Raw genomic sequence first — 26,295 nt, forward strand, 5'->3', positions numbered from 1 at the left:
GGTACTTTTGCTGAGAAATACTCGCCGACTTGTTCCGGCGGCGTGGGTGCCGCATGTGCACCGGCGGTAGGGTTTGCGGGCGGTGGACCCCCGAACAAGCTCGGAGTGACGAATTTTGGTGGAATGGCGTGATACGCAGACAGGGCAGTTGAACCGGTTCGCGCCATGGGCGTCCGATCCGGCGGCGAGCCGCGGGCGCCTGCATCGCGAGCATAGCGAGACCATTCGCGGTCCACGCGACGTCTTCCAGCGCGATCGCGACCGTATCGTCCATTCGATCAGCTTCCGTCGGCTTCGCCACAAGACACAGGTGTTCCTGTCGCCCGACGGCGATCATTTCCGCGTGCGCCTGACCCACAGCCTGGAGGTCGCGCAGATCGGCCGCACGATCGCCCGGGCGCTGGGGCTCAACGAGGATCTCACCGAAGCTTTGTGCCTGGCGCATGATATCGGCCATCCGCCGTTCGGCCATGCCGGCGAGGATGCGCTGGAAGCGGCGTTAGCCGGCCATGGCGGGTTCGATCATAACGGCAACACGCTGCGCGCGCTGATGATCATCGATTCGCCGTATCCGCGCTGGTCGGGGCTCAATCTGACCTGGGAGACGCTGGAAGGGCTGGCCAAGCATAACGGGCCGATCCATGCACCCGGCTGGGCGCTGGCCGCAGCGGATGCGGCGTTTCCGCTCGAATTGACGCGTTGGCCCAGCCTGGAGGCGCAGGTCGCGGCGATCGCCGACGATATCGCGTACGATAATCACGACATCGACGATGGCCTGCGCGCCGGATTGCTCAGCATGGAGCAGATCATGGCCGTGCCGGTGGTGGCGGAAGGCTGGGCGGCGACCTGCACGCGCAATGCCGATCTTGCGCCCGAACGGTTGGTCGGCGAACTGATCCGCAGCCAGATCGGGCGCATGGTCAACGATGTCATCGCCGAGACCGAGACGCGGCTGGCGGCGGCACGGATCGAGACCGCGGCGGACGTGCGGCTGGCGGGGCAGATGGTCGGCTTTTCCGCCGCGATGCGCGACAGCGAACGCGACCTGAAACGCTTCATGTATGCGAACCTGTATCATCACCCGCGCCAGCTGGAGGCGGCGCAGGCGGCACATGAGGTGGTGGCAGGGTTGTTCGCGGCGTATCGCGCGGATCCGGCGGCAATGCCGGGGGATTGGTCGGGGCGTGTGCCGGTCGAGGAGCCCGACCGCAGCCGGCACATCGCCGATTTCATCGCCGGGATGACCGATCGCTATGCGGTGACGCGCTATCGCGAGGTGGTCGGCCCGGTCGATCTGCCCGAAGGATTCTGACGCGTCGCCGGCCGGTCGTTGATCGACCGGCCGGCGATGCGAGGGATCAGCGCGACGCCAGCGTGGTGGAGCCGCCGGTCTTGGCCGAGGCGGTCTTGAACGACACGGGCACGCCACCCGAGAAGCCACGCACATGGTTGCCACGAACGGTCAGCGAGAAATCGCGGCCCGACGGATAGGCGCGACCCGACAGGACGGTCTTATCGCCCTGGTCGACCGAGGTGTAGATGAAGGTCTCGCCATCGCGTGTGAAACTGCGCTTGGGCGCGTCTTCGGCCGAGGCGACGGCGGGGATGGCGATGGCGGCGAGCAGAGCGGCGGTGAGGAACTTGTTCATCTGTCTGGTCCTTTCGATTGGGTCGAAAGCCGGATCCAGCACCCTGTCCTGCGGTCGTGTCGTTGCTTGTTGAGGCGATCATATTGCAGTGCAGCATGAACCCAATCGCAAAGAACGCGAATGCGGATGCACGAAATGCAATCGTGCATCCGGCGCAAGCGAAAGCAGGCGGCGGCGATCGCCTGCCCGGCGATCAGGGCGGGCATTATGTTTGTCGGCGTTTTAGGGGGCCCACCGAGACGTTTAATCATTTTGCTCGAGACGGAAATTTCAACCGCAGCGCATACTTTGCCTTGGAGAATTTGTGGCAGAATAATACGAATTTGGGCAAGAAAGTGATATACGCATCAAGGTAAATTATCGAGAATTATCAATGCGACCAGTGTGCTTGAAGTCTTCTATTCGATCAACGGGCGTAGTTTTTTGCGGAGATCCCCAAATCAGGGTGGAGTGAAATAATGAACGAGATCGAGGCCGGTAATCTATTGTCGGAAATCGGTGGGATGGTTGTCCGGGAAGCATCGTTGGAGGACGCATCTGCACTTCTCTATGCAGAAGTAGAGGATGGCGTAGTAAGCACTGCGATATTCAGAGAACGAAGCGATTTCGTAGAATATCTGTATAGCAGCCATGATCTGGCGATGAGAGTTCTCGATTTTTGGTATAAGGCAGTTGAGGGGAAAAAGTGGGCCGCGTTGCTTCTGACTACCGATGGAAAAAAATTCGATGTGCGCTTCCAGTACCCCGAGGATTGGGGGGACGACGACGAGGTGGAGCGACGAGAAAAAATGCTTTTGGAAAAATTCGGCAATAAGAAGGTCCAGTATCCGTCCATACAGGATTTCGTTTAACTCGGCTGCGTTCCGATAGGTTACACTCTTTCCATTCGCTCGTTCTGGGCGAGCGTTTGAGTCCCCGGCGCCCATCCGCTAAGGCCCGCGCTCGCTTACAGGTTCGGAAACACCCATGACGCTCTATACCAGGTTCGCCGCGCATCTCGATGCCATCCTCGATACGCTCGTTGCCGCGGGCGATCTGCCCGAGGGGCTCAACCGCACCGCCGTGACGGTGGAGCCGCCGCGCGATACGACGCATGGCGATCTCGCGACCAATGCCGCGATGGTGCTGGCCAAGCCTGCCGGCACCAACCCGCGTGCGCTGGCCGAGAAGATCGCGGCCAAGCTCGGTGAACTGGACGAAGTCGAGGCGGTGTCGGTCGCCGGGCCGGGCTTTATCAATCTCTCGCTGACCGAGGATACGTGGCGTGCCGAGCTGTCGGCGATCACCGATGGCGGCGACGATTACGGTCGCTCTGCGCGCGGGCGGGGGACGACGGTGAATATCGAATATGTCTCGGCCAACCCGACGGGGCCGATGCATATGGGGCATTGCCGCGGCGCGGTGGTCGGCGATGCGCTGGCCAGCCTGCTGGAATTCGCCGGTAACACAGTGATCCGCGAATATTATGTCAACGATGCCGGTGGGCAGGTCGATACGCTCGCCCGCTCGGTGCACCTGCGGTATCGCGAGGCATTGGGCGCGACGATCGAGATCCCGGAAGGCCTGTATCCGGGCGATTATCTCGTGCCGGTCGGGCAAGCCTTGGCGCAGGAATTTGGCGACAAATATGTCGATGCGCCGGAAGATCAGTGGCTGGTGCTGTTCCGCAAGAGCGCGGTGGCGGCGATGCTGGTGCTGATCAAGGCGGATCTGGCGCTGCTCGGCATCCATCATGACCTGTTCTCGTCGGAAGCGGAGCTGCAGGCGGCGGGCAAGCCCGAGGAAGCCGAGAAGGAGCTGCGCGCGCGCGGGCTGATCTATGACGGCGTGCTCGAGGCGCCCAAGGGGCAGGAGCTGGAGGATTGGGAGCCGGTGGTGCTGCCCTTGTTCCGCTCGACCCAGTTCGGCGACGACCAGGATCGCCCGATCCGCAAGTCGAGCGGCGCGTGGACCTATTTCGGCGCCGATCTCGCCTATCACTATCAGAAGGCGCAATCGGCCGACGCGCTGATCGACATCTGGGGTGCGGATCATGCCGGCACGGTCAAGCGCATCGTCGCGGCGGTGCAGGCGTTGACGGGCGGCAAGACGCGGTTCGACGTCAAGCTGGTGCAGATGGTGCGTCTGCTGCGCGGCGGCGAGCCGGTGAAAATGTCGAAGCGCTCGGGCAATTTCGTGACGCTGGCCGATGTGGTCAACGAGGTTGGCAAGGATGTCGTCCGCTTCACCATGCTGACGCGCAAGGCCGATGCGCAGATGGATTTCGATTTCGCCAAGGTGGTGGAAGCGTCGAAGGACAATCCGGTCTTCTATGTGCAATATGCCCATGCCCGGATCGCCTCGCTCAAGCGCAAGGTGGCGGAGGCCGGGATCGGCTGCGCGTCGATCGATTTGTCCCAGCTTGATACACAGGAATTGGCCCTGGTGAAGCTCGCCGCGCAGTTCCCGCGGGTCGTCGATACCGCCGCACTGGCGCGCGAGCCGCATCGGATTGCGTTTTATCTCTATGACTTGGCAGCATCGCTCCATGCCTTGTGGAATGCCGGCAAAGACGATCCCGCGCGCCGCTTCCTGATCGCGGATAATGCCGCATTAACGTGCGCGCGGCTTTTCTTGGCCGACGCAATCGGGCAAGTTATCCGCAACGGGCTCGGCATCATGGGGGTGCAGGCGGTCCAGGAGATGTGACGATGGCGACGTCCAGCGATTATGATACGCGCGACGAGGATCGGCTGCCCTGGCTCGAGACGGTCGACGACGATTACCGTGACGGCCCCAGCATCACGCGCATCGTCATGCTGCTGGCGATTGGGCTGGCGGTGATCGCGGCGGCGATCTTCGGTTACCAATATTATCAAAAGGCGCGCGGCTCGGATGGCAATGGTCAGCTGATCGCCGCGCCCGACGGCGAGTATAAGACCAAGCCGGACGAGCCCGGCGGGCTTCGCGTGGAGGGCGAAGGCGACAGCGCGATCGCTACCAGCGACGGGAGCGCGACCAACAATGCCACGATCAACGTCGAGGCGGTGCCCGAGGCGCCGATGGTCGGCACCAGGGCGAGCGGCAAGGCTAGCGGCGGCACCGGCACCGATAAAGCGGTGGTTGCTGTGCCCGTCTCCGGCGGCAAGCTGACGGCAGCGCCGACCGGGCCGGGCAAGCTACCCGCCGCGGGTGGCGCGTCGGGCGGCGCACTGGTCCAGCTCGGGTCGTTCGCCAGCGAGGGTGAGGCCAATGCCGCGTGGACCAAATCGTCGAAGCGCTTCGAATATCTGGCGCCACTGGGTAAATCCGTGCAGCAGGCCGAGGTGAATGGGCGCAAAGTGTACCGGTTGCGCGTCAATGCGGGCAGCGCAGGGCAGGCAAATGCGCTGTGCGGCAAGCTCAAGGTGGCGGGCGAGGCCTGCTTCGTGGCGAAGGACTAGCGACAACTAACTATTCCCCTCCCTGGAAGGGAGGGGCTAGGGGTGGGTCGCTCTCCCCAAGCGCCGGATTTGCGGAGGCGAACCCACCCCCAACCCCTCCCTTCCAGGGAGGGGAGAAGTGCAGGCATATGATCCCCGTCATCTTTGGCCTGTCTGGCCTTACCCTCACGCCCGCCGAGCGCGCCTTCTTCGCCGCCGCGGAGCCGGCCGGCTACATCCTGTTCAAGCGCAATATCGCGACGCGGGCGCAGGTCCGCGCACTGACCGACGATTTGCGGGCGCTCGCCGGGCGGGACGATCTGGCCATCCTGATCGATCAGGAGGGCGGGCGCGTGGCGCGGATGCAGCCGCCGGAATGGCCGGCGTTCCCGGCCGGGCCGGCGTTCGACAAATTGTACGAGACCGCGCCGATCAGCGGCATCGAGGCGGCGCGCGCCAATGCTGAGGCGATCGCGCTGACGCTCGCCGAGGTGGGCATCACCGTCGACTGCCTGCCGCTGCTCGACGTCGCGCAGGCTGACACGACCGAAGCGATTTCGGCCCGGGCGCTGGGGCGTGAACCGATGCGCGTCGCGGCAATGGGGCGTGCAACGCTCGACGGGCTGCAGCGCGGCGGCGTGGTCGGCGTGGTCAAGCATATGCCGGGACACGGGCGCGCCCGCGTGGATTCGCACCTGCTGCTGCCGACCGTCACCGCCTCCGACGCGGAGCTGGAAATCGATCTGGCGCCATTCATCGCGCTGAAGGGCGCGGTGATGGGGATGACCTCGCATATCGTGTTCGAGGCGTGGGATGCCGAGCGGCCGGCGACCTTGTCGCCGATCGTGATCGAGCAGATCATCCGCCAGCGCATCGGATTCGACGGGCTGCTGATGACCGATGATATCGACATGAAGGCGTTGAGCGGCACCGCGGGCGACAAGGCGGCTGGGGCGATCTCCGCAGGCTGCGACCTGGTGCTCGATTGCTGGGGGCGGATGGACGAGATGGAGGAGATCGCCTCGCGGCTGTCGCCGATCTCGGATGTGTCGCGCGCGCGGCTGGACCGGGCGATGGCGACGATTGCGGGCGTGCGAGGGCAGGGGGATCTGGCGGCGTTGATCGCCAAGCGGGATGCGTTGTTGGCGGTGGCGTGAATTCCTCCCCGGAACGGGGAGGTGGCATGCGCAGCATGACGGAGGGGGTGGGCCGGCAACGCTACGGTTGCGCTGCCGGCCCACCCCCTCCACCAGCTTCGCTGGTCCCCCTCCCTGTTCCGGGGAGGATTTGCTAGCGTTGCGTTTATGGATAGCGACGACACCCTCACGCTCGACATCGATGGCTGGGAAGGGCCGCTGGATCTGCTGCTCGGGCTGGCGCGACACCAGAAGGTGGATCTGCGCGAGATTTCCATCCTCGCGCTGGTCGATCAATATCTGCGCTTCGTCGAGCAGGCGAAGTCGTTGAAGCTAGAACTGGCGGCGGACTATCTGGTGATGGCGGCGTGGCTGGCCTATCTCAAATCGGCGCTGCTGCTGCCGCGCGATCCGACCGTCGAGCCCGATCCCGACGAACTGGCGCTGCGCCTGCAACTGCGGCTCGAACGGCTCAATGCGATGCGCGAAGGCGGTGCGCGGTTGATGGCGCGCGATCGCATCGGGCGCGACGTGTTTCCGCGCGGCGCCCCCGAAGGGCTGCGCACGGTGCGCAAATCGCTGTGGCAGGCAGAACTGTACGACCTGATCGCCGCTTATGGCCGGATTACCGCGCGCACCCGGCCGGTGATGCACGTCGTCGCCGATCGGCATGTGATGACGCTGGAGGCGGCGCTTGAGCGGGTGTCGCGGTTGCTCGGCATGACGGTCGAGTGGGGGGTGATCGAGAGTTTCCTGCCGGACACTGCCAGCGGGGCGTTCCGCAAGTCCGCGCTTGCCTCGAGCTTCGTCGCGGCGCTCGAGTTGGCGCGGCAGGGGCGGGTGGAGTTGCGGCAGAAATCGCCGTTCGCGCCATTGTATCTTAGGTCGCCGGCATGAGCGCGCCGGACGATCTGCAGCGTGCAGTGGAAGCCGTGTTGTTTGCCGCTACGGAGCCGATGACCGCCGAGGCGATCGCCACGCATCTTAACGGCGCGCGCGGCATCGGCGCTGCGCTGGATGCGGTACAGGCGACCTATGCCGGGCGCGGCGTGGAGCTGGTGCGGCGTGGCGAGCGCTGGCATTTCCAGACCGCGCCCGATCTCGCGCATCTGTTGCGTCGCGATCGCGAGGAGCCGCGCAAGCTGAGCCGCGCGGGAATCGAGACGCTGGCGATCATCGCCTATCACGAACCCGCGACGCGCGCGGAAATCGAGGCGATCCGCGGCGTGCAGATCAGCAAGGGCACGATCGACGTACTGATGGAGGCGGGCTGGGTGCGCCCGGCGGGACGGCGCGAAGTGCCGGGCCGACCCTTGCTTTACGCCACGACGCCCGATTTCCTGGCGCATTTCGGGCTGGCCAGTCGGCGCGACCTGCCGGGGCTCGACGACCTCAGGGCGGCAGGCCTGCTCGATCCTGTCGACCTCGCTTTCGATCAATTGGGCAATCAATCAGAGGCCGATGAGACGGAGGTAGCAAGCATCGACGAACAGGACTAGATGGGGGCCGAAATCAGGAGATTCTGTTATGGGTAGCCTTAGTATCTGGCACTGGCTGATCGTCGGTGTGCTTGTCATGCTGCTGTTCGGCAAGGGCCGTTTTTCCGACATGATGGGCGATGTCGCCAAGGGGCTGAAAAGCTTCAAGAAGGGCATGGCGGACGAGGAAGACGAGCGTCCCGTGACGCCGCCGTCGAGAATCGACGCGAAGCCTGCTGCGCCGGCCGCCGAACCGGCATTCGACCGCGATGGCGAAAAGCTGCGCGAGGAGCGCCCGTAAGCAGATCCGCTGCTGAACTTGCGTCAGCATCCCGGCGCGGGCGGATGAGTCATCCACGCCGTTCGATTTGGCAATGACCGCACCTGGACCCTGAAAGCGTTCAGGGTGACGGTTTCGTATAGAGTGACCGAATGTTCGACGTCGCGCCTACCGAATTGCTGCTGGTTGCGCTGGTCGCGCTGGTCGTGATCGGCCCCAAGGATCTGCCCAAGGCGATGCGCTTCGTGGGCTATTGGGTCGGTCGCGCGCGCAGCGTGATGCGCCAGTTCCGCTCCGGTTTCGACAGTATGGTCCGCGAGGCCGAGCTGGAGGAAATGGAGAAGAAGTGGGCGGCGGAAAATGCTCGCATCATGGCCGAGCATCCCGCCCCGGCGATGCTGCCACATGCCAGCGATACTCCTGCGGTAGTCGAGCATGACGATGGCGAGGCCGCGCCGGTAATGGTCGAACAACCAGCCTTTGCACCCGATCCACCACCGCCGCCGGCGCTGCCCGCGCCGGTGCAAGGCGAGATGGCGCTGCCGGATACGGCTAGTCCCGTGGCCACTGCCGAGTCCGGCGAAGGTGAGCCCGTCCCGGCCAAGAAGCCGCGCAAGCCGAAAGCCGCATCGTGAGCGACGTACCCGAAACCGAGATCGACGCATCGCGCGCGCCATTGCTCGATCACCTGATCGAATTGCGGCGCCGGTTGCTATATTGCGCCATTGCGCTGGCGCTGACCTTCGGCATCGCTTTCTATTTCTCGCGGCCGATCTTCAGCTTTCTGGTCCACCCGCTGGTCGCGGCGGGGCAGAACAAGATCATCTATACGCAGATTTTCGAAGCTTTCTTCGTCCAGATCAAGGTGGCGTTCTTCGCCGGCATGATGGCGGCCTTCCCCGTGATCGCCAACCAATTATGGCAATTCATCGCGCCGGGCCTGTACCGCCAGGAAAAGCGCGCCTTGCTGCCGTTCCTGCTAGCGACTCCGGTGCTATTCCTGATGGGCGCGAGCCTGGCCTATTTCATCGCCGTGCCAATGGCGCTGCATTTCCTGCTTTCCTATCAAGGTGATCTTGGCGGGATCCAGCAGGAGGCTTTGCCCTCGGTCGCCAATTATCTCGATTTCGTGATGCAGTTCCTGTTCGCGTTTGGCCTGTCGTTCCTGCTGCCGGTGCTGCTGATGCTGCTCGAGCGCGCCGGGATCGTGACGCGCAAACAACTGATCAGCGCGCGGCGCTATGCCATCGTCGGCGCGTTTGCGATCGCCGCAGTGCTGACGCCGCCCGATATCGGCTCGCAGCTGTTGCTCGCGATCCCGCTGACCCTGCTCTACGAACTGGCGTTGATCGGCATCTGGTTCACCGAGCGCAAGCGCGCCAAGGTGGCGGCCGAATCCGCGGAGACGGTCTGAGGCCTATTTCGGGGCGACCCAGGCTGGCCCGCTGAACAGGAAGCTTGGGCGCAACAGCCCGCCAATGCCGATCTCGCTGATGCCGGCGGAACGCTCGACATGGATGGCGAGCAGATTCTCGCTGCCGGGTTTGATCTGGCCGGCCAGATCGAAGGTTACCGGTTTGGAGAATTGGCGGCCGCTCGTGCCGACCAATTTGCCGTTGAGCCACACAGTGGCGGTGTCGTCGAAGCTGCCGAGAAACAGCGACACGGTCTTGCCCGCCACCGCCGCTGGCGCCTGGAAACGATAGCGATACCATACCGCGCCGTCCGGCTTAACCAGGCGTTGCGCATCCCAGGTCAAGGAATAGGTCTTGGTCGGGGCGAAGCCGGCCTCGTTGGTCTCCGCGCGGTCATAGCCGCGCCGCAGACCTTCGGCCTCGGTCGCGAAGGCGGTCTGTAGCGTGTCGGGCAATGGCGCGACGATGGCATAGGGGGCGCTCGAATAGAGCGCGGCTTCGGTGGCGAAGGGGCCGACAAAGCGGTCGAGATATTCCGGCGCTTCCTTGGCGGCGAGATCGCTATTCTGCGCATGCGCTTGGTGCCACGCGGCGCCGATCGCTTCGTACGCAGCCTTGGCGGCGGCGAAATCCAAGCGTGTCGTGGCCGCGTAATAATCGAGATAGCGGTCGAGAATATCGATCGGGCCGGCGACATAGCCGATCCGCGTCTTCTGGTCGGCGGTCTGCGCCAGGGCCCCCGCCTGAGCCATGTCGCGCCGGGCGGCGGCGATGAAGGCGCGGTCGAAGATCAGCGGAATGGCGTGATAGGATCCCGCTTCCTGTCCGGCCGCGTACTGGCGCTCGGTCAGGCGCAGAAAATAGGCTTCCATCGGCGCGGCGCCGGCGCCGAAGCTTTTCACGCAATAGTCGTGCAGCAGCGCCTTCCAGTCGCGCGAGGAATCCCAGGCGAGTTTAATGAACAGCCAGTCGCTCGGCCCGTTGACGCCCCACGCCTTGGTCGCCTCGACGTTGAGCCCGCTGATCCCCATGCTCTTGTAGAAAGGCAGTTCCGCGCCCCAGATGCGCAGCTTGGCATAGGGCATCATGTTCTCGGCCAGGTTCCAGTTATAACCGCGATACAACAGTGGATTGCCCTGTTTGCGCGACAGGGCGCCCCATTGCTCGACCGTGCGGCGATAGGCCGGCTGCGAGCGCGAACTGGGATCGACGACGGAATGGTAGCGCGAATAATTGATCGGCGCGAAAATCTGCACCAGTCGCGGATCGGGCGTGTAGCGCGCGGGATAATCGGCATGCGCGGAATAGGAATAATAGCCCAGCAGGACATTGGGATAGGCACTGCCCAGGGCGGCGAAGATGCGGTTGGCGAACAGCACCATCAGGTCGGTCTGATCGGGCAGGCCGGCGGCGGCGTCGACCCGCCCGGCGCTGGCGGCGATCGATTCGGGGGATTGCGAAAAGCCCAGGCCATCGGCCGGGCCGATCGGGAAGCCGACCGCTTTGTCGGTCGGCCAGCCTTGCTTGGCGAAACGATCCTTGATGTCCTGCACCATTAGCGCGATGACCAGCGGGTGCGTCGTCTCGATCTGCGGGCCGAGCCGCTTGAGCACGCCATCCGCATCGGGGCGCAGCGCGTACATCGTCGGGTCGCGATCGAATTCGACCTGGTGTCGCTTGATGAAGCCGCCCCAAGCGTGGCCCGCGGTCTGGTTGGCGACGGGCTCGTAGCTGCCGCCCATCTGGCGCCGCAACCATTGCTGGAAGCGGGCGCTCTCGTCGGCGGAGACGAGACGACGGCCGCCGCGATACCATAATTTACGCATTGCGAAGTCGGGCGCCTCGGCGACGTCGAGCGTGGCGATCGACACCGTCTTGCGGGCCGGAATGATCTCGCCGATCGCGCCCGGCATCACCCAGTCGCAGCCGAGCCGCTCGAGCAGCGCGTAGACGCCGAGCAATACCGCTGCGTCGCTTTGGCCGCCGATGAGCAATTGATCGCCGCGGGTGCGCAATCGGAATCCTTCACCCGATACGCTGGTTTTGTTCGGCTTGGCGCCGAGCGCCGTGGCCAGCGTGCCGAGCACGATCGCCGGGCCGCGCACCGCGGCGGGATCGTCGGTCGTGACCACCTCCAGCCGCGTGCCGGACATCTTTTCGAGATGATAATTGAGCTCCCTGACCGCGGTCAGCAGCGCCGCTTCGGGCGGCGGGCGCTTGCTGGGAGCGGGGGGCGGTGTGGTTGGCACATAGATGCGGGCGATGGGGCGTCCGTCGCGGATGAACAATTGCGCCGCGGCGGGAGAGGTGGTGGCGGCTGCGGCCAGCGCGATTGCCATGAGCAAGCGTTTATCGATCATCCGCGCGTGGTGCGCGCCGGACTGCGCGAAGGCAATCGGGCGCACCGGCCGCGGCCCGGCTAGTGGCCGCCGTTCGGGTGAAACGCCGCGCTTTCGCGGCCGGACGCGCGCGCCGCGCGCTTGCGGCGCGGCGCGGGGATGCGGTTCAGCGCCTGGCGCTCGATCGTCTCGAGCTCGGCCAGCGTTTCGGCGATTGCCTCGCGCTGGCGGTCGAGCAGATCGATGCGCTGGCGGCAGCGTTCGGCCAGCGCGCGCATCTGTTCGACATGTTGCGGATCGGCATCGTAGAGATCGAGGAATTCTTCGATGTCGCGCAAGCTGAAACCCAGGCGCTTGCCGCGCAGGATCAATTGCATCCGCGCGATCTGCCGCTTGGTATAGACCCGGATCGCACCCACCCGGCACGGGGTGATCAGCCCCTTATCTTCGTAGAACCGCAAGGTGCGCGGCGTGATGTCCAGCATGCGGGCCACGTCATTGATACCCGTCAGGTCCTCTTGCTCGGTCATCCACTCCCCCTCGACCGACATCGCCCAGCAATCGCGCCGGCGCCGACGGCCAAGGTCCTTTTGGATCACTTGTGGCCGCCCATCGTTCGTTACCGAGTGTTGCGTATTTCGAGGCCGCGGGAAAGCGGCTTCTTGCAACGACCGGCAAATCGCCCTGGCGCGAAATCGTCGCGGGACAGTTGACATGTCCGCCAGTATTTCTACGGGAAACAGTAGATGCCGTATACGTCAATTGGCTCGCGCATGAGATGCGAGTCGGCGGACGTGGAAAAGACCGTATCATACGGCGAAGGCACGCAGTTTCGTGGCCAAACAGGCCCGCATCCGGCGGGCGGGAGAGGAAGACATGTCGATATTGATCGTCGCCGCACTGCTGGCCGGCGCCCCCGGCGCGGCCGATACCGTGCTCGGCCGCTGGAAAACGCAAACCCATAACGCCATCGTCGAGATCAGCCGCTGCGGCGCCTCGATCTGCGGCCGGATCGTCACGTCCGATGCGCTGCGCGCCAATCCGGCGATGAAGGATAGCAAGAACGCCGTGCCGACGCTGCGCAGCCGTCCGATCCAGGGCATGCAGATGCTCAGCGGCTTCAAGCATGACGGCGACGGCGTGTGGAGTGCGGGCCAAGTATACAATGCCGAAGACGGCAAGACCTATAGCGGCAAGATCACCCCGGTCGGCGCCAGCCAGCTCAAGCTGCGCGGCTGCGTGTTCTTCCCGCTGTGCAAGACCCAGACCTGGACGCGCGTGCGCTGAGCACAGTCCATCGCCACCTGATTCCCCTATCGTGAAAGTTATCGCAATGTCGTTTCGTACCAAGGCCCCGCTGCTGGCCGCTACCGCGCTCGTCTCCGCTTTCGGCCTGCAGGGCACGGCGCATGCCAATGCCTTCTATCTCGAAGAACAGTCGGCGCGCGGCGCGGGACGCGCCTTCTCCGGCGAAGGCGCCGATACCGGCCCCGATTCGCTGTGGTGGAACCCGGCCGCGATCGCCGGGATCGAAGAGAGCGAAGCGACCATCGCAGCCTCGGCCGTGCTGCCCAAGGGCGATGTGGTCGATACCGGCACGGTGATTCGCCGCCCGGGCCAGAGCTTCGTGCCGATCACCGGCAACCGTACGGCGCGCGATCCGATCAACAAGGGCGTGGTGCCGACGGGGGCGTTCGCGTTCCGGCTCAACGACCGCGTCGCCATCGGCCTGGCGGTGACCTCGCCGTTCAGCTTCACCACCGATTACGATGACGATAGCTGGACGCGCTACAGCGCCGACAAGACCAAGCTGGTGACGATCGACATCCAGCCGTCGATCGGCGTGGTGGTGACCGATTGGCTGCGCGTCGGCGGGGCACTGAACGTCGAATATACCGATGCGACGCTCAGCAACGCGCTGCCCAACATCCTGGCCACCCAGGCCGATGGCCGGCAGGAGCTGAAGGGCAATGGCTGGGATCTCGGCTGGACCGCCGGCGTGCAGCTGCACAATGATTTCGCCACCGTCGGGATCAGCTACAAATCGAGCATCCAGCATACGCTGAAGGGCGATCTCAACGTAACCGGGCTGGTCGGTGCGTTGGCAGCGGGCAACGAATCGATTTCGGGCGTCAAGGCGCGCTTCAACACGCCGGGGCAGGTGATTGTCGCCGGTCGCTTCCGCGCTACGCAGGCGCTGACGCTCAATGCGCAGGTCGTGGCGTATAGCTGGGACAAGTTCGACACGATCGATCTCGGCGCGCCGGTCAACCTGCAGATCCCGGAAGGCTATCGCGACAGCTGGAGCCTGGCCGGTGGCTTCGATTATGCCATCAGCCCCAAGGCGACGTTCCGCGCCGGCGTCAAGCGCGCCGTGACGCCGACCCAGGACGGCCAGCGCGATGCGCGCGTGCCGGACTCCAATCGCTGGGTCTATGCGGCCGGCGGCAGCTATCAGCTGACCCCGCGCATCGGCATCGATGCCGGCGTGAACTATGTCGACTTCGCCGACACGACGATCGATCGTGCGACGATCGCTGCGGGATCGACGATCCTGACCAGCGGGCGGCTGGAGAATGCCAGCGCGGTGGTGCTGTCGCTCGGTGGCCGGGTGAAGTTCTGACGACGATGGGGCGGAGCGTTACTCCGCCCCTTTTCGCGCGCCCTCCGAGGCGCTCCCCCGGCGGAGGCCGGGGCCCAGTCGCGAAGGTTGATGTAACCAAGCGCAACGCCGATCACTTCCGTTCCGCAACTGGGCCCCGGCCTTCGCCGGGGAAGCGCGTTTGGTTGTTTGAATCTAGCGTTCAGCCCCGCGCGCGGGCCTGGCGGTAGGTGCCGAGCAGGCGCAGCCATTTCGAGTGGAAGCCCAGTTCCTCCAGCGCGCGGTCGAACCCCGGCTGGCCTGGTCGCCCTTCGACATCGGCGAAGAATTCGGTCGCAGCGAACGTGCCGCCACGCTGATAGCTTTCCAGCTTGGTCATGTTCACGCCGTTGGTGGCGAAGCCGCCCATCGCCTTGTAGAGCGCCGCGGGAACGTTCTTCACCTCGAACATCAAGGTCGTCATCCACGGGCCATCACCGACCGCGGCGTGCCCCGCGCGCGCCAACACGACGAAGCGCGTGGTGTTGTGATCGGCATCGGCCAGCCCGTCGGCGAGCAGGTTGAGCCCGTAAATTTCCGCGGCGCCCGGCGGGGCGAGCGCCGCGATCGTGGGATCGCCGAGCTCGGCCACCACCGCCGCCGCGCCGGCCGTATCGGGATAGGCGATCGGCGCGATATCGTGCTCGCGCAGCCAGTGCCGGCATTGGCCCAGCGCCTGTGGGTGGCTCATCGCCTCGCGCACCTGATCGCGCGTGCCGACGCCCATCAGGGCATGCTTGATGCCAAGGAAATGCTCGCCGGTGATCACCAGCCCCGATTCGGGGAGCAGGAAATGCATGTCGGCGACGCGGCCGTGGAGCGAATTCTCGATCGGAATGATCGCGCAATCGGCACGCCCCTCGCGCACCGCATCGATCGCATCGGCGAAATCGAAGCAGGGCAGGGGGAGACCATTCGGAAACGCTTCGCGCGCCGCGACATGGCTGTTGGCGCCGGGCGCACCCTGGAAAGCGACCGCGCGGGCCGGATCGGCGGCGGCATCCTGTGTCATCCGCGCCACGATCGGGCGCGCGGGGGCAGCGAAATTTTCCATGAAGGCGGAGCGCTTAAGCGCCGCTTGCGGTGCGGGCAACGCGAATCTAAAGGAAACCGACTTTTGCGAACAGGTTGGGGCTGAGGATGGACAATCGGACGAACACGATCGCGGGCTGGGTGCTGGCTGGTTGCGGCGCGGCACTGGGGCTGTCGATCGTCGGCGGCATGATTTTCCATGACGGTCCGCCAGAGAAATTCGGTTTTCCGATCGAAGCGGCGGAGGAAACCGGCGCTGCCGGCGCCGTCGAAGTGCCGATCGCGACGTTGCTGGCCACGGCCGACGTGGCCAAAGGCGCGGAAGTGTTCAAAAAATGCGCAGCCTGCCACACCATCGCGCAGGGCGCGCCGAACGGCATTGGGCCGAATCTGTATGCCACGATGGGCGAGGCCATCGCGCAGGGCAAAGCGGGCTTTGCGTTCTCCGATGCGCTGAAGTCCAAGGGCGGCAAATGGGATTTCGAGACGATGAGCGCCTGGCTCACCTCGCCGCGTAAATTCGCCCCCGGCACCAAGATGACCTTTGCCGGCATCGGCAACGGGCAGGACCGTGCCAATGTCATCGTGTATCTGAACTCGATGGGGTCGAACCTGCCGCTGCCAGCGGCGCCTGCAGCAGGTGCTGCGCCGACGCCAGGACCGGCACCGGCAAGCGAAGGCCCGGCGGGCGCGCCGGCCGATCCGGGCGGCAAGGCCGATCCGACCACCGACGATCTCGCCAACAAGGCGGCACCGGCAACCGGCGCGCCGTCGGTCGATCCGGCGGCGGCGGTGCGGGGCGCGAAGGAAGACGCGAAGAAGTAAGGCCAACGCCCAGGCTGTTCCCCGGCGCAGGCCGGGGTCCAGTGCCGCAACAGCCGGTGAGACGTGTTGCGCCACATAACGGGCATTATCTCAACTGTACCCCGGCCGGCGCCGGGGAACAGCGTTAAGCCGTGGCGACGCCCTCTGCGTCCGCCTTGGGCTCACTGTAGAAGGCCTGGACCACGTCCCACGCCTCATCCGCCGTCTCGACGAAGGTGAACAGCCCGAGATCGCGCGGGGAAATGACGCCTTCTTCGACCAACGCCTCGAAATTCACCACGCGGTTCCAGAATTCGCGGCCGAACAGCAGAACCGGGATCGGCTTGATCTTGCCGGTCTGGATCAGCGTGAGCAGTTCGAACAACTCGTCGAACGTGCCGAACCCGCCCGGAAACGCCGCCAGCGCGCGGGCGCGGAGCAGGAAGTGCATCTTGCGCAGCGCGAAATAGTGGAACTGCATCGATAGCGCCGGCGTGACATACGGATTCGGCGCCTGTTCGTGCGGCAACACGATGTTGAGCCCGATCGATTCCTGCCCGGCATCATGCGCGCCGCGATTGGCCGCTTCCATGATCGACGGGCCACCGCCGGAGCAGACCACGAAGTGACGCTTGCCGGCCTCGTCGAGCGGGCATTGGCTGACCTTGGCGGCCAGCGCGCGCGCGACATCGTAATATTTCGACTTGGCGACCAGGCTCTCGGCGATGCGGATGGCCTGGTCGCTGCTGCCCTCGGCATTGCGCGCCAGATCGAGCAAGGCTTGCGCCTTGGACGGCTCGGGAATGCGCGCCGAGCCGTACATGACAAAGGTCGAGGCGATCTTGGCTTCGTCCAGAATCAGTTCGGGCTTGAGCAATTCGAGCTGGAAGCGGATCGGGCGGAGATCCTCGCGCAGCAGGAAATCCATGTCCTGGAAGGCCAGGCGGAAGCTCGGGCTCTCGGTTTGCGGGGTATGGACACCGGCGCTGGCGGTCTCGGCATCCTGGCGAGCGCGCGGAAAAACGCGCGAGGGTACGTGTGTATCAGTCATCCGCAGCACGTAGTGGGTTTTGCAGTGGGATTGAAGCCCCGGGGTGGTGCCGCGGTGGCGTCTGCCCGTCACGCTTTCGTCACCCCGGACCCGGTTCAGGGTGACGAAGGGGCCCTACCGACAAAAATTCGCGCGATCATCCTCGAGATGCAGATGGTTGTAATGCGCCGCATTATAATCCGGGCTGAGCACGGTGCCAAAGCGCTTGCACGCCGAGCCGCGAATGGTCTGCAGGAAGGCGCGGACCTGCGGATCGCTCGAGCGCCAATCCTTTTCGATGCTGATGCGTCGCCCATCGCGCAGGATGAAGGCGGAGACGTCGACCGCATTGCCGCTGGCATGGCCCGACAGCTTGGCCGGGCGGCCCGAGCGGCCGACGACGTTGCGGCAGGCATAGCTGCCCATCGTCTCGACCCGCACCACGTCGCTGCCCAGCATCTGGCGGGCGGCGGGGGCGATGGCGTTGCGCGCCCAGCCGACAAAGGCGCGCGCGACGCCGCAGCGCATGCCCTTGATGCCGGTGACGGGCAGGCCGATGTCGATCAGCTGCACCGATCCGATCAGGCTGCACCCACCGCCATAATCCCGGTCCGGCAAGGCTGAGAAGCGGATCCCTTCGCGCGACAGGTCGGCGAAGCAGGCGCGGGTTTCCTTGGGGGTGGGGAGGTTAAGCGTGACCGGCTTGGCTGCCGCGGGGCGCGGCGGCGGGCGGCGATCCTCGCCGCCACCGCAGGCGGCGAGCAGCAGGGCAAGAAGGAGGGCGATGCGCTTCACCCCGACGCTATCCCCCTTACATGGTTAACCCCCGCCTAACGCCGCCGGCGTTTCAGACGAGTGGAGCATGGGCACGACCAAGCGAGCGGGCTTTCGTTTGACATCGATCGACCAGTCGTTAGGAGCGGCGCCGGGCCACGCGGTCCCAACGCCGCGCGTGCTCTCTGTGAGGAGAGACTAAATGACTGATCTTATTACCGCTCCGGCGATCAAGCCGGCGCGTCCGTACTTTTCTTCCGGTCCTTGTGCGAAACCGCCCGGCTGGTCCCCCGATAAATTGGCCACCGACGTGCTCGGTCGCTCGCACCGCTCGAAGATCGGCAAGACGCGTCTGGCCTACTCGATCGATCTGATGCGCGAATTGCTCAAACTGCCCGATACGCATCGCCTCGGCATCGTCCCCGGTTCGGATACCGGCGCGTTCGAGATGGCGATGTGGACGATGCTGGGCGCGAAGCCCGTCACCACGCTGGCCTGGGAAAGCTTTGGCGAAGGCTGGGTGACCGATGCGGTCAAGCAGCTCAAGATCGATCCTACCGTCATTCGTGCCGATTACGGCCAGCTACCCGATCTCACCGCGGTCGATTGGTCGAACGACGTGCTGTTCACCTGGAACGGCACGACCTCGGGCGTGCGCGTGCCCAATGCCGACTGGATCCCGGCCGACCGCGAGGGGCTGAGCTTTGCCGATGCGACCTCGGGCGTGTTCGCCTATGATATCGACTGGGACAAGATCGATGTCGCCACGTTCAGCTGGCAGAAGGTGCTGGGCGGCGAAGGCGGCCACGGCGTGCTGATCCTGGGGCCACGCGCGGTCGAACGGCTGGAAAGCTATACGCCGGCTTGGCCGCTGCCCAAGGTGTTCCGTCTGGTCTCGAAGGGCAAGCTCACCGAAGGCGTGTTCAAGGGCGAGACGATCAACACGCCGTCGATGCTGGCGGTCGAGGATGCGATCGTCGCGTTGGAATGGGCCAAATCGGTCGGCGGCGCGGACGGGCTGATCGCGCGCAGCGACGCCAATGCGGCGGCTTTGGACAAGATCGTCGCGGAGCGGGACTGGCTGGGTCATCTGGCGGCCGACCCGGCGACGCGCTCGAAGACCAGCGTGTGCCTGACGGTCGAAGGGGCGGACGAGGGCGTGATCAAGGCGTTCGCCGCTTTGCTGGAGAAGGCGGACGCGGCGTATGACATTGCCGGGTACCGCGATGCGCCGGCGGGCTTGCGTATCTGGTGCGGCGCGACCGTCGATACCGCGGATATCGAGGCGCTCGGGCCGTGGCTCGACTGGGCCTATGCGACTGTCATGGCCGCCTAACCTTCTCCCTCTCCCCTCCGGGGAGAGGGCCGGGGAGAGGGGCAGTCGCAAACGCCACCTCTCCCGAATTTCCACTTCCCCTCTCCCCGACCCTCTCCCCGCAAGCGGGGAGAGGGAGCAGAAGGAACACTATCATGCCAAAAGTCCTCATCAGCGATTCGATGGATCCCAAAGCCGCGCAGATCTTCCGCGAGCGTGGCGTCGAGGTCGACGAGATCACCGGCAAGACGCCGGACGAACTGATCGCCATCATCGGCGACTATGACGGCCTCGCCATCCGCTCCTCCACCAAGGTGACCAAGGCGATCCTCGCCGCGGCGCGCAACCTGAAGGTCATCGGCCGCGCCGGGATCGGCGTCGACAATGTCGATATCCCTGCCGCAAGCGCGCAGGGCGTGGTCGTGATGAACACGCCGTTCGGCAATTCGATCACCACCGCCGAGCATGCCATCGCGCTGATGTTCGCGCTCGCCCGCCAGCTGCCCGAGGCCGATGCCTCGACGCAGGCCGGCAAGTGGGAGAAGAACCGCTTCATGGGCGTCGAGCTGACGTCGAAAACGCTGGGCCTGATCGGCGCGGGCAATATCGGCTCGATCGTCGCCGATCGCGCTTTGGGCCTGAAAATGAAGGTCGTCGCGTTCGATCCGTTCCTGTCGCCCGAGCGCGCAGTGGAGCTCGGCATCGAGAAGGTCGAGCTGGACGATCTGCTCGCGCGCGCCGATTTCATCACGTTGCACACGCCGCTGACCGACCAGACGCGCAACATCCTGTCGGCCGAGGCGCTGGCCAAGACCAAGCCGGGCGTGCGCATCATCAATTGCGCGCGCGGCGGGTTGATCGACGAGGTCGCGCTCAAGGCGGGGCTCGATTCGGGCCATATCGGCGGCGCGGCGCTCGACGTGTTCGTATCCGAGCCGGCCAAGGAATCGCCCCTGTTCGGCACGCCCAACTTCGTCTCGACGCCGCATCTTGGCGCCTCGACCAGCGAAGCGCAGGTCAATGTCGCGATCCAGGTCGCCGAGCAGATGGCCGATTACCTGATGTCGGGCGGCGTGACCAACGCGCTCAACGTGCCGTCGCTGTCCGCCGAGGAAGCGCCGCGGCTCAAGCCGTATATGGCGCTGGCCGAGAAACTGGGTTCGCTGGTCGGTCAGCTGACGCACGGCGCGATCGCGCGGATCTCGATCCATAGCGAGGGTGCGGCGGCCGAGCTCAACCAGAAGCCGATGGTGTCGGCCGTGCTGGCGGGCTTCCTGCGCACGCAGACCGATACGGTCAACATGGTCAACGCGCCGCTCTTAGCCAAGGAACGCGGCATCGAAGTGCGCGAAGTGCGCACCGAACGCGAGGGCGATTACCACACGCTGTTGCGCGTTTCGGTGAAGACCGATGCCGGTGAACGGTCGGTGGCGGGCACCTTGTTCGGCGATGCCGCGCCGCGGCTGGTCGAACTGTTCGGAATCAAGGTCGAGGCCGATCTCGCCGGCCACATGCTGTATGTGGTCAACGAGGATGCGCCGGGCTTTATCGGGCGGCTCGGCTCGTTGCTCGGCGAGGAGGGCGTGAATATCGGGACGTTCCATCTCGGCCGTCGTTCGGCGGGTGGCGAGGCGGTATTGCTGCTGTCGGTCGACGAGACGGTGAGCGCCGAGTTGCTCGGCAAGGTGCGTGCGCTGGCTGGCGTGCGCACGGCAATGGGCTTGAGCTTCTGAGCTAGCTCTCTGCTGTTCCCCGGCGCAGGCCGGGGTCCAGTAGTGACTCGGGAGTGCAGGGGCGCAGCGTTCCCAACTTGGACCTGCCCGGCTGGGCCCCGGCCTTCGCCAGGGAACAGGCTGGTCGGATGGACTGCGCTTTGCCATAGGCTTCGCATATGACAGCTCTACTCCCCGAAGGTTTTCGAGACCGCCTGCCACCGTTCGCCGATGCCGCCGCGCGGCTGGAGGCGGCGATTCTCGGCGCTGCCTATGCTCATGGCTATGAGCGCGCCGATCCGGCGCTGGCCGAATTCGAATCCGGGCTCGCCGGCAGGCTTAAGGCCGCCCGCGCGCAGGATGCGGTGCGCTTCGTCGATCCGGTGAGCCAGGCGACGCTTGCCATCCGCCCCGACATGACCGCGCAGATCGGCCGCATCGCCGCCACCCGCATGGGGCATCACCCGCGCCCGGTGCGCTTGTCCTATGCCGGCCCGGTGCTCAAGCTGCGCGCCTCGCAGCTTAGCCCCGAGCGCGAACTACGCCAGATCGGCTGCGAACTGATCGGGCTCGATACGGTCGCGGCCGCCGTGGAAATCGTGCGGGTCGCGGTCGAGGCGCTCGAGGCCGCCGGCGTCACCGGCCTGTCGATCGATTTCACCTTGCCCGATCTGGTCGCCACGCTTGCGGCCGGGCCGATGCCACTCGACGCGGCGCTGATCCCTCAGGTGCGCGATCGCCTAGACGCCAAGGATGCCGGCGGCGTGGCCGAGCTCGCCCCGGCCTATCTGCCGCTGATTGAGGCGGCGGGGCCGTTCGACATGGCGCATGACCGGCTCTGCGCCTTGGATGCGAAGGGCGCGCTGACCTCGCGGCTTGATGGCCTGTGGCGCATCGCCGAAAGCGTGCGCGGCCGCGTCGCGCTGACGCTCGACCCGACCGAGCGGCACGGCTTCGAATATCAGACCTGGCTCGGCTTCTCGATCTTCGCCGACGGCGTGCGCGGCGAGATCGGGCGGGGCGGCAGCTATACGATCGTGCACGAGAATGGTGCGGAGGAGGCGGCGGTGGGCTTTTCGCTGTTTGCCGACGCGATCGTCGCGGCCGGGATCGGCGATATCGAGCGCCGCCGGTTGTTCGTGCCGCTGGGGACGGATCCGGCGCTAGCCGCCGCCAAGCGGGCCGAGGGTTGGGTCACTGTCGCGGCGCTGGAAGCGGGCGATACGCCTGAGGCTCAGCTGTGCACCGATGTGCTCGATGACGGCGCGGCGCGCCCGCGCTGAACGCGGGGCCGCTACGCGCGGCATGGACGGGATCGCGGTGCTGCGACATAGCTGGCGCCGAACAATGGGGAGCAAGATGATGCCGTTTTCGCTTTATGATGCCGTGGTGCCGTCGAACCTACAGATATTGGCGGCGGTCGATGCCTTGCTTGACAAGGCCGCCGCCTTTTGCGCCGAACGCGGCGCGGCGGAAGCGGATCTGATCGACACGCGCCTGGCGCCCGACATGCTGCCCTTCGGCTACCAGGTGAAGTCCTGCGCGGTGCATTCCGTCGGCGGCATCGAAGGCGTGCAGGCGGGGAGTTTCTCGCCCGACATGGCGCCGTGGCCAACCGACTTTGCCGGTCTGCACGGCGTCGTGCAGACGGCCGTTGCCAGTCTCAACGCGCTGGACCGGGATGCGGTCGATGCGCTGGCAGAAGGCGATACGCAATTTGCCTTCGGGGAAACCAGGCTGCCGTTCACCGGCGCGAATTTCCTGCTCTCCTTTTCGCAGCCCAACTTCTATTTCCACGCTAGCACCGCCTATGCAATCCTGCGGGCGCAGGGCGTAAAGCTCGGCAAGCGCGATTTTCTCGGCATGCCGAGGATGAAGCGCTAACGCCGACCGGGCGGGCGGCCAGAGGTCTGGCCCCCGCCTCCCGGCAGGTCGCTGCAATAAACATGGACCACCCGCGCGCTGCGCATTAGGGCTGCACCGAAAATGTAACAGTGGGTGCTAAGACCTTGGCGAACGTAGCAGTGATCGGCGCCCAATGGGGCGATGAGGGCAAGGGCAAGATCGTCGACTGGCTCGCCGAGCGGGCCGATGTCGTGGTGCGCTTCCAGGGCGGGCACAATGCCGGCCACACGCTCGTCGTCGGCGAGAAGGTCTATAAACTCTCACTGCTGCCGTCGGGCATCGTGCGCGGTACGCCCTCGGTGATCGGCAATGGCGTGGTGCTCGATCCCTGGGCGCTGAAGGCGGAGATCGAGAAATTGGCTGGGCAGGGCGTATCAATTACGCCCGACACGCTGATGATCGCCGACAATTGCGCGTTGATCCTGCCGTTCCATCGCGATCTCGATTCGCTGCGCGAAGACGCTTCGGGCGCGGGCAAGATCGGCACGACGCGGCGCGGCATCGGGCCAGCCTATGAGGACAAGGTGGGGCGGCGGGCGATCCGGGTGTGCGACCTGGCGCACCTCGATGCGCTCGATGCGCAGCTCGACCGGCTGACCGCGCATCACGATGCGCTGCGCGCCGGGTTCGGCGAGCCGCCGATCGATCGCGCGGCCTTGGTCGAGGAACTGCGCGAGATCGCTGCTTACGTGCTGCAATTCGCCAAGCCTGTGTGGCGCGATCTCAATGCGCTGCGTGCGGCGGGCAAGCGCATCCTGTTCGAAGGCGCGCAGGGCGTGCTGCTCGATGTCGACCATGGCACGTATCCGTTCGTAACCTCGTCCAACACGATCTCCGGCACGGCGGCGGGCGGATCGGGCCTCGGGCCGAGCGCGGTTGGTTTCGTGCTCGGCATCACCAAAGCGTACACCACGCGGGTCGGTTCCGGGCCGTTCCCCACCGAACTCGAGGACGAGACCGGCGAGCGGCTCGGGCAGCGTGGGCATGAATTCGGCACAGTCACCGGGCGCAAGCGGCGCTGTGGTTGGTTCGATGCGGTGCTGGTGCGGCAATCGGCGGCGGTCGGCGGCATCACCGGGATCGCGCTGACCAAGATCGACGTGCTCGACGGGTTCGACGAGATCCGCATCTGCACCGGCTATACGCTGGACGGCGAGACGCTAGATTATTTCCCGTCTCATGCGGCAGACCAGGCGAAAGTGGTGCCGATCTACGAGACGATGAAGGGCTGGCACGAATCGACCGCTGGCGCGCGTAGCTGGGCTGACCTGCCGGGGCAGGCGATCAAATATATCCGCCGGATCGAGGAATTGATCCGCTGCCCGGTGGCCCTGGTCTCGACCAGCCCCGAGCGTGACGACACGATCCTGGTGCGCGATCCGTTCGCCGACTGACACGACAAGGGCCGCGACTTGCGTCGCGGCCCTTTTTGTTTGGCGCAGCCGAGCTTAGCGCGGCTTCTTTTTCTTCTTGGTGGTGGGCTGATCGTCCGTCGTGGTCGTTGGCTCCGCCGTCGTCGTGGTGGTCGCGGAATCGACCGTCGTCGTCTCGGTGGCCGGCGCTGCCGGATCGGCCGGCGCTGTCATGGTGGTCGTGCCGGTCGTGGTCGTCGTCGTGTCACCCGGTAGCGGCGCGGGTGGCGCGGTGGTCACCGGCGGCGTCTGGGTCGGCGCCTGCATCGGCGCGGTGGCCTGCGCGAGCGCTGCTGTCGAAAGGCCAAGTGCGGCAACGCCGATCAGGGTCTTGATATACATACGTCTCTCCTGTCCTGCTTAATCAGGTCGAGGAAAGAACGCGCGTCATGGAAGAAAAGACGCTCACTTCGTCTTTCGCAAACAACAGTTGGCCCCCGATATGCCGCCTTTCAGCCGCATTGTGCCCGGTGCAGCAGTTTCTGGTCGGCCAATACCAGCGCGACCATCGCCTCAACTACGGGCACACCGCGGATCCCAACGCACGGATCATGCCGTCCCTTGGTCATGATTTCGGTCGCTGTACCATCACGCGTGATAGTCTCGACCGGAGTGAGGATCGAACTGGTCGGCTTGAACGCGACGCGCAGCGTCACCGGCTGGCCGGTGGAAATACCACCGGCAATGCCGCCAGCATGATTGGCGAGGAATTGCGGGCCGTCCGCACCCGGCCGCATGGCGTCGGCATTGTCTTCGCCGCGTGACGCCGCGGCCGCGAAGCCGTCGCCGATCTCTACGCCCTTGACCGCGTTGATGCTCATACATCCCGCGGCCAGTTCGCTATCGAGCTTGGCGTAGAGCGGCGCCCCCCAGCCGGCCGGCACGCCGATTGCTTCGCAGGCGATCACGGCGCCGAGCGAGGAGCCGCTTTTACGCGCGGCATCGATCATCGCCTCCCAGCGCTGCGCCGCAACGGCATCGGGGCAGAAGAACGGGTTCTGGTCGATCTGCTCGGCATCGAAATTGGTCGGATCGATCGCGTCGCCGCCGATCGCCTCGACCCAGGCGCGGATTTGGACCTCTGGAATGACCAGCCGCGCCACTGCGCCGGCGGCGACCCGCGCCGCCGTCTCACGCGCCGAGGAGCGTCCGCCCCCGCGATAATCGCGGAAGCCATATTTGGCGTCATAGGCGTAATCGGCATGGCCGGGGCGATAGGCCAGCGCGACTTCGGAATAGTCTTTCGAGCGCTGATCGACATTCTCGATCATCAGGCTGATCGGGGTGCCGGTGCTGCGTCCTTCGAACACGCCGGAGAGGATGCGCACCTGATCCGGCTCCTGTCGCTGCGTGGTGAAGCGCGATGTGCCGGGGCGGCGCTTGTCGAGGAACGGCTGGATCTCCGCTTCGCTGAGGTGGAGCCCCGGAGGGCAGCCATCGACGACGGCGCCCAATGCGGGGCCGTGGCTTTCGCCCCAAGTAGTGAACCGGAAAACGCGACCGAACGTGTTGAAGCTCATGCGGCGACCGAGCGCCGACTACCGTGCGCACCCACGCCGGCAAGCATTCCAGCAATGGACAGGTCTTCGTCGAGTTCATCCCAATGTAGCCCGGAGGGCCACAGTTCTACGGCGTTCAACGCCTCGGTCGTTGCGCCGAACAGCCTTGGATACCACGCCAGCGGCATGCCCAATACGCGCCCGTCCGACAGATCGACCCACATCGTCGACTCATCGAATCGGACGGCGGTGGGGCTAACGAAAGTGTCCATGCCAAGCTTCCTGGATTTCTGTTCGTCGAGCCCGGATGATGAGCGCGACGATCGCGAGATCGCGGCTGTTCAGGCCGCGATTGTAGGCCAACTCGATTTCGTCACCAACCCAGAACTTGGCGTCGCTGCCATTGCCCTTGACGTGGATGTGAACCGGCTCCGGGGGCTGCCTTCAAACGAGAAGAAGTGGAAGCGAAAGCC

29 protein-coding genes are annotated in these 26,295 nt (G+C 65.4%); 19 read left to right on the forward strand and 10 right to left on the reverse strand.

Features of this window, described 5'->3' with window-relative positions; translation table 11 throughout:
• The first annotated feature begins 148 nt into the window (after positions 1-148).
• Positions 149-1,312, forward strand: a complete 1,164-nt coding sequence (locus U1739_RS12740) for a deoxyguanosinetriphosphate triphosphohydrolase (RefSeq protein ID WP_332708595.1) — start codon at positions 149-151, stop codon at positions 1,310-1,312.
• A gap of 46 nt (positions 1,313-1,358) precedes the next feature.
• Here the strand turns inward: U1739_RS12740 and U1739_RS12745 are convergent, their stop codons facing one another.
• A complete protein-coding gene (locus tag U1739_RS12745) occupies positions 1,359-1,649 on the reverse strand; it encodes a hypothetical protein (RefSeq protein ID WP_332708597.1) in 291 nt (96 codons plus the stop codon).
• Positions 1,650-1,744: 95 nt separating this feature from the next.
• Between U1739_RS12745 and U1739_RS12750 the strand changes: the two genes are divergently transcribed.
• From U1739_RS12750 to tatC, 10 genes are all read left to right on the forward strand, one after another.
• A complete protein-coding gene (locus tag U1739_RS12750) occupies positions 1,745-2,005 on the forward strand; it encodes a DNA/RNA non-specific endonuclease (protein ID WP_332708599.1) in 261 nt (86 codons plus the stop codon).
• 102 nt (positions 2,006-2,107) lie between these two features.
• Positions 2,108-2,500 carry a hypothetical protein gene (locus U1739_RS12755; protein ID WP_332708601.1) on the forward strand — a complete coding sequence of 131 codons (393 nt, stop codon included), beginning with the start codon at positions 2,108-2,110 and terminating at the stop codon, positions 2,498-2,500.
• Positions 2,501-2,615: 115 nt separating this feature from the next.
• Positions 2,616-4,337, forward strand: a complete 1,722-nt coding sequence (gene argS, locus U1739_RS12760) for an arginine--tRNA ligase (RefSeq protein ID WP_332708603.1) — start codon at positions 2,616-2,618, stop codon at positions 4,335-4,337.
• A 2-nt stretch (positions 4,338-4,339) separates the two neighbouring features.
• Complete coding sequence (locus tag U1739_RS12765) at positions 4,340-5,071, forward strand: SPOR domain-containing protein (RefSeq protein ID WP_332708605.1); 732 nt, start codon at positions 4,340-4,342, stop codon at positions 5,069-5,071.
• A gap of 128 nt (positions 5,072-5,199) precedes the next feature.
• Positions 5,200-6,207 carry a glycoside hydrolase family 3 N-terminal domain-containing protein gene (locus U1739_RS12770; protein ID WP_332708607.1) on the forward strand — a complete coding sequence of 336 codons (1,008 nt, stop codon included), beginning with the start codon at positions 5,200-5,202 and terminating at the stop codon, positions 6,205-6,207.
• Between the two features lie 147 nt (positions 6,208-6,354).
• Positions 6,355-7,083: a segregation and condensation protein A gene (locus U1739_RS12775; protein WP_332708609.1), complete on the forward strand. Its 729-nt coding sequence runs from the start codon at positions 6,355-6,357 to the stop codon at positions 7,081-7,083.
• Positions 7,080-7,685: an SMC-Scp complex subunit ScpB gene (gene scpB / locus U1739_RS12780; RefSeq protein WP_332708611.1), complete on the forward strand. Its 606-nt coding sequence runs from the start codon at positions 7,080-7,082 to the stop codon at positions 7,683-7,685. Before U1739_RS12775 ends, scpB begins: the two co-directional genes overlap by 4 nt.
• Before the next feature lie 28 nt (positions 7,686-7,713).
• Positions 7,714-7,965, forward strand: a complete 252-nt coding sequence (locus U1739_RS12785) for a twin-arginine translocase TatA/TatE family subunit (RefSeq protein ID WP_332708613.1) — start codon at positions 7,714-7,716, stop codon at positions 7,963-7,965.
• 131 nt (positions 7,966-8,096) lie between these two features.
• A complete protein-coding gene (tatB, locus tag U1739_RS12790) occupies positions 8,097-8,579 on the forward strand; it encodes a Sec-independent protein translocase protein TatB (protein ID WP_332708615.1) in 483 nt (160 codons plus the stop codon).
• On the forward strand, positions 8,576-9,358 hold the full coding sequence (tatC, locus tag U1739_RS12795; protein WP_332708617.1) for a twin-arginine translocase subunit TatC: 783 nt from the start codon (positions 8,576-8,578) through the stop codon (positions 9,356-9,358). The genes tatB and tatC overlap by 4 nt, the downstream gene beginning before the upstream one ends.
• 3 nt (positions 9,359-9,361) lie before the next feature.
• Here the strand turns inward: tatC and U1739_RS12800 are convergent, their stop codons facing one another.
• Both U1739_RS12800 and U1739_RS12805 read right to left on the reverse strand, forming a co-directional pair.
• Positions 9,362-11,764: a DUF4838 domain-containing protein gene (locus U1739_RS12800; RefSeq protein ID WP_332708619.1), complete on the reverse strand. Its 2,403-nt coding sequence runs from the start codon at positions 11,762-11,764 to the stop codon at positions 9,362-9,364.
• A gap of 14 nt (positions 11,765-11,778) precedes the next feature.
• The gene (locus U1739_RS12805) at positions 11,779-12,228 is read right to left on the reverse strand and encodes a MerR family transcriptional regulator (protein WP_332708621.1); all 450 of its coding nucleotides are present in this window, start codon (positions 12,226-12,228) and stop codon (positions 11,779-11,781) included.
• Between the two features lie 346 nt (positions 12,229-12,574).
• On the opposite strand from U1739_RS12805, the gene U1739_RS12810 reads away from it, so the two are divergent.
• Together U1739_RS12810 and U1739_RS12815 are read left to right on the forward strand one after the other, a co-directional pair.
• On the forward strand, positions 12,575-12,985 hold the full coding sequence (locus tag U1739_RS12810) for a DUF2147 domain-containing protein (protein WP_332708624.1): 411 nt from the start codon (positions 12,575-12,577) through the stop codon (positions 12,983-12,985).
• A gap of 46 nt (positions 12,986-13,031) precedes the next feature.
• The gene (locus U1739_RS12815; RefSeq protein WP_332708626.1) at positions 13,032-14,321 is read left to right on the forward strand and encodes an OmpP1/FadL family transporter; all 1,290 of its coding nucleotides are present in this window, start codon (positions 13,032-13,034) and stop codon (positions 14,319-14,321) included.
• 181 nt (positions 14,322-14,502) lie between these two features.
• On the opposite strand, the gene U1739_RS12820 is transcribed toward U1739_RS12815, so the two are convergent.
• The gene (locus tag U1739_RS12820) at positions 14,503-15,393 is read right to left on the reverse strand and encodes a prephenate dehydratase (RefSeq protein ID WP_332708731.1); all 891 of its coding nucleotides are present in this window, start codon (positions 15,391-15,393) and stop codon (positions 14,503-14,505) included.
• Between the two features lie 86 nt (positions 15,394-15,479).
• Between U1739_RS12820 and U1739_RS12825 the strand changes: the two genes are divergently transcribed.
• The gene (locus U1739_RS12825; protein WP_332708628.1) at positions 15,480-16,196 is read left to right on the forward strand and encodes a c-type cytochrome; all 717 of its coding nucleotides are present in this window, start codon (positions 15,480-15,482) and stop codon (positions 16,194-16,196) included.
• Between the two features lie 124 nt (positions 16,197-16,320).
• On the opposite strand, the gene U1739_RS12830 is transcribed toward U1739_RS12825, so the two are convergent.
• Both U1739_RS12830 and U1739_RS12835 read right to left on the reverse strand, forming a co-directional pair.
• Complete coding sequence (locus tag U1739_RS12830; RefSeq protein WP_332708630.1) at positions 16,321-17,226, reverse strand: LOG family protein; 906 nt, start codon at positions 17,224-17,226, stop codon at positions 16,321-16,323.
• A gap of 114 nt (positions 17,227-17,340) precedes the next feature.
• On the reverse strand, positions 17,341-18,000 hold the full coding sequence (locus U1739_RS12835) for an extensin family protein (RefSeq protein ID WP_332708632.1): 660 nt from the start codon (positions 17,998-18,000) through the stop codon (positions 17,341-17,343).
• Positions 18,001-18,181: 181 nt separating this feature from the next.
• On the opposite strand from U1739_RS12835, the gene U1739_RS12840 reads away from it, so the two are divergent.
• The 5 genes from U1739_RS12840 (at position 18,182) to U1739_RS12860 (ending at position 24,305) form a co-directional block, all read left to right on the forward strand.
• The gene (locus U1739_RS12840) at positions 18,182-19,315 is read left to right on the forward strand and encodes a phosphoserine transaminase (protein ID WP_332708634.1); all 1,134 of its coding nucleotides are present in this window, start codon (positions 18,182-18,184) and stop codon (positions 19,313-19,315) included.
• A gap of 134 nt (positions 19,316-19,449) precedes the next feature.
• Complete coding sequence (gene serA / locus U1739_RS12845) at positions 19,450-21,027, forward strand: phosphoglycerate dehydrogenase (protein ID WP_332708637.1); 1,578 nt, start codon at positions 19,450-19,452, stop codon at positions 21,025-21,027.
• Between the two features lie 158 nt (positions 21,028-21,185).
• Positions 21,186-22,289: an ATP phosphoribosyltransferase regulatory subunit gene (locus U1739_RS12850; protein ID WP_332708639.1), complete on the forward strand. Its 1,104-nt coding sequence runs from the start codon at positions 21,186-21,188 to the stop codon at positions 22,287-22,289.
• 79 nt (positions 22,290-22,368) lie between these two features.
• On the forward strand, positions 22,369-22,890 hold the full coding sequence (locus tag U1739_RS12855) for a DUF1993 domain-containing protein (RefSeq protein ID WP_332708641.1): 522 nt from the start codon (positions 22,369-22,371) through the stop codon (positions 22,888-22,890).
• Between the two features lie 125 nt (positions 22,891-23,015).
• Complete coding sequence (locus U1739_RS12860; RefSeq protein ID WP_332708643.1) at positions 23,016-24,305, forward strand: adenylosuccinate synthase; 1,290 nt, start codon at positions 23,016-23,018, stop codon at positions 24,303-24,305.
• Between the two features lie 54 nt (positions 24,306-24,359).
• Here the strand turns inward: U1739_RS12860 and U1739_RS12865 are convergent, their stop codons facing one another.
• From U1739_RS12865 to U1739_RS21190, 4 genes are all read right to left on the reverse strand, one after another.
• The gene (locus tag U1739_RS12865; protein ID WP_332708645.1) at positions 24,360-24,665 is read right to left on the reverse strand and encodes a hypothetical protein; all 306 of its coding nucleotides are present in this window, start codon (positions 24,663-24,665) and stop codon (positions 24,360-24,362) included.
• Positions 24,666-24,775: 110 nt separating this feature from the next.
• Positions 24,776-25,843: a chorismate synthase gene (gene aroC, locus U1739_RS12870; RefSeq protein WP_332708647.1), complete on the reverse strand. Its 1,068-nt coding sequence runs from the start codon at positions 25,841-25,843 to the stop codon at positions 24,776-24,778.
• Positions 25,840-26,094, reverse strand: coding sequence for a DUF2442 domain-containing protein (locus U1739_RS12875; RefSeq protein ID WP_332708649.1), 255 nt, complete (start codon positions 26,092-26,094; stop codon positions 25,840-25,842). The genes aroC and U1739_RS12875 overlap by 4 nt, the downstream gene beginning before the upstream one ends.
• Complete coding sequence (locus tag U1739_RS21190; RefSeq protein WP_443025556.1) at positions 26,078-26,242, reverse strand: DUF4160 domain-containing protein; 165 nt, start codon at positions 26,240-26,242, stop codon at positions 26,078-26,080. Before U1739_RS21190 ends, U1739_RS12875 begins: the two co-directional genes overlap by 17 nt.
• Between the last annotated feature and the right edge of the window lie 53 nt (positions 26,243-26,295).

Source organism: Parasphingomonas puruogangriensis, assembly GCF_036663635.1.
Classification (GTDB): Bacteria; Pseudomonadota; Alphaproteobacteria; order Sphingomonadales; family Sphingomonadaceae; genus Sphingomonas.

Bases quoted from the DNA above. Each gene is read 5' to 3' on its own strand.
- U1739_RS12745 (WP_332708597.1), bottom strand. From the start codon at position 1,649: ATGAACAAGTTCCTCACCGCCGCTCTGCTCGCCGCCATCGCCATCCCC.
- U1739_RS12750 (WP_332708599.1), top strand. From the start codon at position 1,745: ATGAACCCAATCGCAAAGAACGCGAATGCGGATGCACGAAATGCAATC.
- U1739_RS12755 (WP_332708601.1), top strand. From the start codon at position 2,108: ATGAACGAGATCGAGGCCGGTAATCTATTGTCGGAAATCGGTGGGATG.
- argS (WP_332708603.1), top strand. From the start codon at position 2,616: ATGACGCTCTATACCAGGTTCGCCGCGCATCTCGATGCCATCCTCGAT.
- U1739_RS12765 (WP_332708605.1), top strand. From the start codon at position 4,340: ATGGCGACGTCCAGCGATTATGATACGCGCGACGAGGATCGGCTGCCC.
- U1739_RS12770 (WP_332708607.1), top strand. From the start codon at position 5,200: ATGATCCCCGTCATCTTTGGCCTGTCTGGCCTTACCCTCACGCCCGCC.
- U1739_RS12775 (WP_332708609.1), top strand. From the start codon at position 6,355: ATGGATAGCGACGACACCCTCACGCTCGACATCGATGGCTGGGAAGGG.
- scpB (WP_332708611.1), top strand. From the start codon at position 7,080: ATGAGCGCGCCGGACGATCTGCAGCGTGCAGTGGAAGCCGTGTTGTTT.
- U1739_RS12785 (WP_332708613.1), top strand. From the start codon at position 7,714: ATGGGTAGCCTTAGTATCTGGCACTGGCTGATCGTCGGTGTGCTTGTC.
- tatB (WP_332708615.1), top strand. From the start codon at position 8,097: ATGTTCGACGTCGCGCCTACCGAATTGCTGCTGGTTGCGCTGGTCGCG.
- U1739_RS12805 (WP_332708621.1), bottom strand. From the start codon at position 12,228: ATGACCGAGCAAGAGGACCTGACGGGTATCAATGACGTGGCCCGCATG.
- U1739_RS12810 (WP_332708624.1), top strand. From the start codon at position 12,575: ATGTCGATATTGATCGTCGCCGCACTGCTGGCCGGCGCCCCCGGCGCG.
- U1739_RS12815 (WP_332708626.1), top strand. From the start codon at position 13,032: ATGTCGTTTCGTACCAAGGCCCCGCTGCTGGCCGCTACCGCGCTCGTC.
- U1739_RS12820 (WP_332708731.1), bottom strand. From the start codon at position 15,393: ATGGAAAATTTCGCTGCCCCCGCGCGCCCGATCGTGGCGCGGATGACA.
- U1739_RS12825 (WP_332708628.1), top strand. From the start codon at position 15,480: ATGGACAATCGGACGAACACGATCGCGGGCTGGGTGCTGGCTGGTTGC.
- U1739_RS12830 (WP_332708630.1), bottom strand. From the start codon at position 17,226: ATGACTGATACACACGTACCCTCGCGCGTTTTTCCGCGCGCTCGCCAG.
- U1739_RS12840 (WP_332708634.1), top strand. From the start codon at position 18,182: ATGACTGATCTTATTACCGCTCCGGCGATCAAGCCGGCGCGTCCGTAC.
- serA (WP_332708637.1), top strand. From the start codon at position 19,450: ATGCCAAAAGTCCTCATCAGCGATTCGATGGATCCCAAAGCCGCGCAG.
- U1739_RS12850 (WP_332708639.1), top strand. From the start codon at position 21,186: ATGACAGCTCTACTCCCCGAAGGTTTTCGAGACCGCCTGCCACCGTTC.
- U1739_RS12855 (WP_332708641.1), top strand. From the start codon at position 22,369: ATGCCGTTTTCGCTTTATGATGCCGTGGTGCCGTCGAACCTACAGATA.
- U1739_RS12865 (WP_332708645.1), bottom strand. From the start codon at position 24,665: ATGTATATCAAGACCCTGATCGGCGTTGCCGCACTTGGCCTTTCGACA.
- aroC (WP_332708647.1), bottom strand. From the start codon at position 25,843: ATGAGCTTCAACACGTTCGGTCGCGTTTTCCGGTTCACTACTTGGGGC.
- U1739_RS12875 (WP_332708649.1), bottom strand. From the start codon at position 26,094: ATGGACACTTTCGTTAGCCCCACCGCCGTCCGATTCGATGAGTCGACG.